This is a genomic window from Rhodoplanes roseus, assembly GCF_003258865.1.
Taxonomy (GTDB): Bacteria; Pseudomonadota; Alphaproteobacteria; order Rhizobiales; family Xanthobacteraceae; genus Rhodoplanes; species Rhodoplanes roseus.
Genome location: NZ_NPEX01000010.1, coordinates 46330 through 53029 on the forward strand (window position 1 = coordinate 46330; position 6700 = coordinate 53029).

7 protein-coding genes are annotated in these 6700 nt (G+C 67.8%); 6 read left to right on the forward strand and 1 reads right to left on the reverse strand.

Annotation, left to right across the window (positions count from 1 at the left end):
- Positions 1–3 precede the first annotated feature (3 nt).
- Both serS and surE read left to right on the forward strand, forming a co-directional pair.
- Positions 4–1428, forward strand: coding sequence for a serine--tRNA ligase (serS, locus tag CH341_RS02855; protein ID WP_111417517.1), 1425 nt, complete (start codon positions 4–6; stop codon positions 1426–1428).
- A gap of 203 nt (positions 1429–1631) precedes the next feature.
- Positions 1632–2408 carry a 5'/3'-nucleotidase SurE gene (surE, locus tag CH341_RS02860; RefSeq protein WP_111417518.1) on the forward strand — a complete coding sequence of 259 codons (777 nt, stop codon included), beginning with the start codon at positions 1632–1634 and terminating at the stop codon, positions 2406–2408.
- A gap of 129 nt (positions 2409–2537) precedes the next feature.
- Here the strand turns inward: surE and CH341_RS02865 are convergent, their stop codons facing one another.
- Positions 2538–2921, reverse strand: a complete 384-nt coding sequence (locus CH341_RS02865) for a response regulator (RefSeq protein ID WP_111417519.1) — start codon at positions 2919–2921, stop codon at positions 2538–2540.
- Between the two features lie 362 nt (positions 2922–3283).
- Between CH341_RS02865 and CH341_RS02870 the strand changes: the two genes are divergently transcribed.
- The 4 genes from CH341_RS02870 to CH341_RS02885 form a co-directional block, all read left to right on the forward strand.
- Positions 3284–3937 (forward strand): protein-L-isoaspartate(D-aspartate) O-methyltransferase, encoded by a 654-nt coding sequence (locus CH341_RS02870; protein WP_111417520.1) that lies wholly within the window; start codon positions 3284–3286, stop codon positions 3935–3937.
- A gap of 157 nt (positions 3938–4094) precedes the next feature.
- On the forward strand, positions 4095–5021 hold the full coding sequence (locus CH341_RS02875) for an ABC transporter ATP-binding protein (RefSeq protein WP_111417521.1): 927 nt from the start codon (positions 4095–4097) through the stop codon (positions 5019–5021).
- The gene (locus CH341_RS02880; RefSeq protein WP_111417522.1) at positions 5018–5785 is read left to right on the forward strand and encodes an ABC transporter permease; all 768 of its coding nucleotides are present in this window, start codon (positions 5018–5020) and stop codon (positions 5783–5785) included. The genes CH341_RS02875 and CH341_RS02880 overlap by 4 nt, the downstream gene beginning before the upstream one ends.
- Before the next feature lie 266 nt (positions 5786–6051).
- On the forward strand, positions 6052–6700 hold a 649-nt coding region (locus CH341_RS02885), incomplete at its 3' end, for a LysM peptidoglycan-binding domain-containing protein (RefSeq protein WP_146604353.1).

Consider the following 6700-nt stretch of genomic DNA (forward strand, 5'->3'; position numbering starts at 1 on the left):
TCCATGTACGACATCAAATGGATCCGCGAGAACCGCGCCGCCTTCGATCGCGGCCTGGCCCGCCGGGGCATCGAGCCCTTCACCGACGAGATCCTGGTGCTGGACGAGCGCCGCCGCGCCGCCATCGGGGTGCTGGAGGCCGCGCAGGCGCGCCGCAACACCGCGTCGAAGGAGATCGGCGACGCCAAGAAGCGCAAGGACGAGGCCGCCGCCAAGGCCCTGATGGACGAGGTCGCCGGCCTGAAGAGCGCGATCCCGGCCATGGAGGCCGAAGAGAAGGCGGCGTCCGCGGCCCTCGACCAGGCGCTCGCCAAGATCCCCAACACGCCGCTCGACGAGGTGCCGGACGGCGCCGACGAGCACGGCAATGTCGAGCACCACCGGTTCGGCGCACCGCCCAAGCTCGGCTTCACGCCGCGCCAGCATTTTGAATTAGGCGAAGGGCTCAAGCAGATGGACTTCGAGGCGGCCGCCCGCCTGTCGGGCGCCCGCTTCGTCGTCTTGAAAAACAAGCTCGCGCGGCTGGAGCGCGCGCTCGCCCAGTTCATGCTCGACCTGCATACGACCGAGCACGGCTACACCGAGGTGTCGCCGCCGCTACTGGTGCGCGACGACGCCATGTTCGGCACGGCGCAGCTTCCGAAGTTTCTGGACGACCAGTTCGCGGTTTATCGCGAGGCGACCGTGGAGGATCGGGAGAACCGGGCGGTCGAGCGCACGCTGACCGAGCTGGTCGAGCGTGATATCGCCCACGACTGGATCGGCGAACGGCTCGCCAGCCTGCGCAACGCGTCCGGCGAGGCCGAGGCGCGCCAGCAGCGCATGTGGCTGATTCCCACAGCCGAAGTGCCGCTCACGAACTTGGTGCGCGAGCAGATTCTCGACGAGGCCGAGCTGCCGCTGCGGCTCACCGCTGGCACGTACTGTTTCCGGGCGGAAGCGGGAGCGGCGGGGCGCGACACCCGCGGCATGATCCGCCAGCACCAGTTCTACAAGGTCGAGCTGGTCTCGATCACCACGCCGGAGAAGAGTCTGGAGGAGCACGAGCGCATGCTGGCCTGCGCGGAAGAGGTGCTGCGCCGGCTCGGCCTGCACTACCGCGTCGTCACCCTGTGCACCGGCGACATGGGGTTCGCGTCTCAAAAGACCTACGACATCGAGGTGTGGCTGCCGGGGCAGGGGATGTTCAGGGAAATCTCGTCCTGCTCGGTGTGCGGCGATTTCCAGGCGCGGCGCATGAGCGCGCGCTATCGCACCACCGAGGGACGCGCCGTGCGCCCCGTCCACACGCTCAACGGCTCGGGCGTCGCCGTCGGCCGCGCCATGATCGCCGTGATGGAGAACTATCAGCAGGCCGACGGCTCGATCGCCGTGCCCGAGGTGCTGCAGCCCTACATGGGCGGACTGAAAGTCATCGAGAGCGAGTAGGGAGTAGCGAACAGCGAGTAGGGACAGAAGCCGGGCTCGCATGCGTCTTCCCTCATGGTGAGGTGCTCGCCGAAGGCGAGCCTCGAACCATGCGGCCACCGAAGGGCCGCCCTCGCCCTTCGAGGCTCGCTTCGCTCGCACCCCAGGGTGAGGGCGGATGACTATTCGCCACTCGCTGTTCACCAACAAAGAGACAAAGAGCCTTGCGCATCCTGGTCACCAACGACGACGGCATCCACGCGCCGGGGCTCGACGTCTGCGTCGAGATCGCCCGCGCCCTTTCGGACGACGTCTGGATCGTCGCCCCCGAGTTCGACCAGTCCGGCGTCTCGCATTCGCTGTCGCTCAACGACCCGCTGCGCCTGCGCGCCATCGAGGAGCGGCGCTTCGCCGTGAAGGGCACGCCGACCGACTGCGTCATCATGGGCGTGCGCCACATCCTCGACGGCAAGCGACCCGACCTGGTGCTGTCCGGCGTCAACCGCGGTTCGAATGTCGCCGAGGACGTCACCTATTCGGGTACGATCGCCGGCGCCATCGAGGGCACGATCCTGGGCATCCCGTCGATCGCGCTGTCGCAGTCTTACGGCGCCGAGAGCCGGCAGGCACCGCACTGGGCCACGGGTCTGCGCCACGGACCGGATCTGATCCGCAAGGTGCTGGCCACCGGCATCCCACGCAACGTCCTGGTCAACGTGAACTTCCCGGACTGTCCGCCGGAGGGCGTCAAGGGCATCGCGGTGGCGACGCAGGGCAAGCGCGACCTCGAATGGGTGCGCATCGATCCGCGCCAGGACGGCCGCGGCAACCCGTATTTCTGGATCGCCTTCGCCCGCGGCCCGCGGCCCGAGCCGTCCCGCGGCACCGACCTGGCCGGCCTCGCCGACAAGCGCATCACCGTCACGCCGCTGCGGCTCGACATGACCGACGAGCCGTTCATGACGACGCTGGCGCAGGTGTTTTCCGGGAAGGGCGCGTAGCGGCTCCGTCCGCTACCCTTCGTTCCTTCCCACCTCCCACACGCAATTCGCTACTCACCGCTCGCCCATAAAAAATCCGGGTCGACCATGGGCCGACCCGGATCAGATGCGTTGACGGAGCAGGGGTCGTCAGGCCGTGGCGCGATCGAAGGCCTGGGACAGAATCTTGCTGAGATTCTCCTGCTGGAACGGCTTCTGCAGGGTGGGGCGGTTCATGAACCGCTCGGGCAGCCCGCGCTCGCCGTAGCCGGTGGCGAACACGAAGGGCAGGCCGCGCTCCTCGAGAATCTCGGCGACCGGGCTCACGGTCTGGCCGTTCAGATTCACGTCGAGGATCGCCATGTCGAACTCGCCGGTCTTGGCTAGCTTGACCGCGTCATCGATCCGGCCCACCGCCCCGGCGATGGTGTATCCGAGATCCCCGAGCATGTCCTCGAGAAGCATCCGGATCATGATCTCGTCCTCGACGACGAGGATGTTCTTCGACTCGGCGGCCCCGTTAGCCTGGTCCATTACTGCTCCGTCCTGTTTTGCCCGTCTCGTCCGGTAGCGTGCTGATCCGGGAGCGACCCGGACCGTGACAGCCCCTCACGGGAGACATCTGGTTCGAACGTCCGCCGCAACAGTCCCGACGCTGCAGTCGACGCGTCCTCACGCACCGGGCGGCGGCTCGAACGAACAAACCCCTGAACCAATCCGCTGGCGCGAGATTGGTTCCTCGCGAACGCCGAAAAATCGTAGCCGGCCTGGGCTATGCGCCGACCCTCTGGTTGGTACGGTCCGAATGGGGCAAATTGGGGATGGACGCCGCGAGACACCTCTCGTCGGGAACACGAAACCGAGAGGACCGGGCCTTACCGGAGGAACGCGACCTCATGACGACGATTGCCGATCAGAGGGTCGGCCGGATGGAGTTCCTCCTCAATCTCCGTCGCCGCGGCATCGCCGACGCCGCCGTCCTGCGCGCCATCGACGAGGTGCCGCGCGAGGCCTTCGTGCGGCCCGAGGACGTCGAGCAGGCCTATGTCGACCACGCGATGCCGATCGACTGCGGACAGACCATCAGTCAGCCCTTCATCGTCGCCTACATGACCGAGAGGCTCGCGCTGGAGCCCGGGCACCGGGTGCTCGAGGTCGGCACCGGCTCCGGCTACCAGGCCGCGGTCCTGTCGCGGATCGCCGCCAAGGTGGTGACGGTCGAGCGCTACCGCACGCTGGCCGAGTCGGCGCGCCAGAGGTTCGCGACGCTCGGCTACGACAACATCGAGGTCGTGGTGGGCGACGGGCTCCTGGGAGTGCCCGAGCAGGCGCCCTACGATCGCATCATCGTCACAGCGGCGGCCGAATCGATTCCGCGCGGCCTGCTCGAGCAGCTCGCCGAGGGCGGCATCATGGTGCTTCCGCTCGGGCCGCAGGACGGCGCCCAGATCATCGTGCGCCTGACCAAGGCGCCCCACGGTCTGGTGCGGGAGAACTTCATCGCGGTGCGCTTCGTGCCGCTGCTCCCGGGCCGGGCGCGCGAGCTGTAGCGGCCCGTCCGCAACCGGGCGACGGCGTTGCCGTCCGGCCACGGTGCGGCCGGCGGCGGTAGGTCCGGGGTTGCCGTCCGGGCCGCGGCGCCCGATATGTCGCCGGCGGCGCTGCCGCCCGTGTCCCCCGCGTCGACCGTCCGGAGCCCCCGCCTTCATGCCGCCCGTCATTGCGATCCAGGGCCTGTCCAAGACCTACGCGTCCGGATTCCAGGCGCTGAAGTCCATCGATCTCGACATCAGGCGCGGCGAGATCTTCGCGCTGCTCGGACCGAACGGTGCCGGCAAGACGACGCTGATCAGCATCGTGTGCGGGATCGTGCGCGCCTCGAGCGGCAGCGTCACGGTCGACGGGCACGACATCGTCAGCGACTTCCGCGCCGCGCGCGGGCTGATCGGCCTGGTGCCGCAGGAGCTGACCACCGACGCCTTCGAGACCGTGTGGGACACGGTGAGCTTCAGCCGCGGCCTGTTCGGCAAGCCGCGCAACCCGGAGCACATCGAGAAGGTGCTGCGCGATCTCTCGCTGTGGAGCAAGAAGGACAGCAAGATCATGACGCTCTCGGGCGGCATGAAGCGCCGTGTCCTGATCGCCAAGGCGCTGTCGCACGAGCCGCGGATCCTGTTCCTCGACGAGCCGACCGCCGGCGTCGACGTCGAGCTGCGCAAGGACATGTGGGAGGTGGTGCGGGCGCTGCGCGCCTCCGGCGTCACCATCATCCTGACGACCCACTACATCGAGGAAGCCGAGCAGATGGCCGATCGCATCGGCGTCATCAACAAGGGCGAGATCGTGCTGGTGGAGGAAAAGGCGACGCTGATGCGCGAGCTCGGCCGCAAGCAGCTCGCCCTCCAGCTCAACGGCCGGCTGCACGCCGTGCCCGAGGCCCTGCAGCCCTACGACCTGACACTGGCCGAGGAGGGCGCGACGCTCGTCTACACCTACGACACCCAGGGCGATCGCACCGGCATCACCGGCTTCCTCCAGGATCTGTCGCGGGCCGGAATCGAGTTTCACGACCTGCAGACGACCCAGAGGTCGCTGGAGGACATTTTCGTCGATCTGGTGAGGCAGCGCCGATGATCTCGAACCTGCGGGCCGTGCGCGCCATCTACGTCTTCGAGATGGCCCGCGCCGGGCGGACTCTGCTTCAGAGCATCGTCTCGCCGGTCCTCTCCACCTCGCTCTACTTCGTCGTCTTCGGGGCGGCGATCGGCTCGCGCATCACCGAGATCGACGGGGTCCCGTACGGCGCCTTCATCGTGCCCGGGCTGATCATGCTGCTGCTGCTGACCCAGAGCGTCGCCAATGCGTCCTTCGGGATCTATTTCCCGCGCTTCACCGGGACCATCTACGAGCTCCTCTCCGCGCCCGTGTCTTATGGCGAGATCGTCCTCGGTTATGTCGGCGCCGCCGCCACCAAGTCGGTCATCCTGGGGCTGATCGTGCTCGCCACCGCGGCGCTGTTCGTGCCGTTGCAGATCGAGCATCCCGTGTGGATGCTCGTCTTCCTGGTGCTGACCGCCGTCACCTTCAGCCTGCTCGGCTTCATCATCGGCATCTGGGCGGATGGATTCGAGAAGCTGCAGCTCGTGCCGCTCCTTGTGATCACGCCGCTCACCTTCCTGGGCGGCACCTTCTATTCCGTCTCGGTCCTCCCGCCGCTGTGGCAGAAGCTCGCGCTGCTCAACCCGGTCGTGTACCTGATCTCCGGCTTCCGCTGGAGCTTCTTCGGAACGTCCGACGTGAATATCGGGGTCAGCCTGGCGATGACGCTGGTCGTCCTCGGCCTGTGCGTGGTCGGCATCGCGTGGATTTTCCGGACCGGCTACCGCCTCAAGGCGTGACCCCGGCAGGGGTCACGCGGACGCACGCGAAAGCTGCGGAGACAGTTAATCCTAAATAGAACAAAAGAAGAACATGGGGGCATGCCAGATATCGGCCGCTGTGGTTCTGCAGTCGACAACATGCGGACATGACAGGGCAAAGTTCCATTGTAATCGTAAAGGAAACGTCTTTGCGGAACCCCGAGGGTTAAATCAATCTTTACTCGCCCGGTGCTTAACTCGCTCCCGTCTCCGTGTGGTGTCCGTCGCGTAGAGTGAGTGAGCCGATGCGTACGATCGTCGAGTCGTCGAGCCCGTACTGCGTGTCCCGGGTGCTTGTGTTGCTCATGGTCGGCTTCGGCGTCGCGAACTGCAGCACCGACTCCACGCGGTTGGCCGAGAGCCCTCTCCAGAATCCCTATTCGGGCGGCGGACGTCCGTCCTACGAGACGACCGGCTCGGTGCCGGGGCAGGGCGCTCCGGTCGGGCGTGTCGATTCGCGGCCGCTCGGGCAGCCCGTCGCGGCGCAGCCGCTGCCGCCGCCCCAGCCCACGCCGTCCTATGCGTCCTACACGCCGCCCTCCCATCACGGCTCGGTCGCCGGCGGCGGCGTCGCCGGGGGCGGGCGCGGCATGGGCTCGTACCAGCCCGCCTCGCTCGGAACCCAGGTCGCCTCCGCCGACGTGACCGGCGCGGTGCCGCGCCTGCAGACGCCGCCGCGGCCGGCCGCCAGCGCCACGGCGCCCGGCTGGCAGTGGGAAGGCGGCACGCCCGTAACCGTCGCACCCGGCGATACGCTGAGCTCGCTGTCGAAGCGCTACGGCGTGCCCGTCAACGTGATCGCCGAGGCGAACGGCCTCGCCGGCCCTGCCGTGCTGCAGCCCGGCCGCCGGCTGGTGATTCCGCGCTATGCCGGCCCCGCCTCGGCGGCTGCAC

Bases quoted from the DNA above. Each gene is read 5' to 3' on its own strand.
- serS (WP_111417517.1), top strand. From the start codon at position 4: ATGTACGACATCAAATGGATCCGCGAGAACCGCGCCGCCTTCGATCGC.
- CH341_RS02865 (WP_111417519.1), bottom strand. From the start codon at position 2,921: ATGGACCAGGCTAACGGGGCCGCCGAGTCGAAGAACATCCTCGTCGTC.
- CH341_RS02870 (WP_111417520.1), top strand. From the start codon at position 3,284: ATGACGACGATTGCCGATCAGAGGGTCGGCCGGATGGAGTTCCTCCTC.
- CH341_RS02875 (WP_111417521.1), top strand. From the start codon at position 4,095: ATGCCGCCCGTCATTGCGATCCAGGGCCTGTCCAAGACCTACGCGTCC.
- CH341_RS02880 (WP_111417522.1), top strand. From the start codon at position 5,018: ATGATCTCGAACCTGCGGGCCGTGCGCGCCATCTACGTCTTCGAGATG.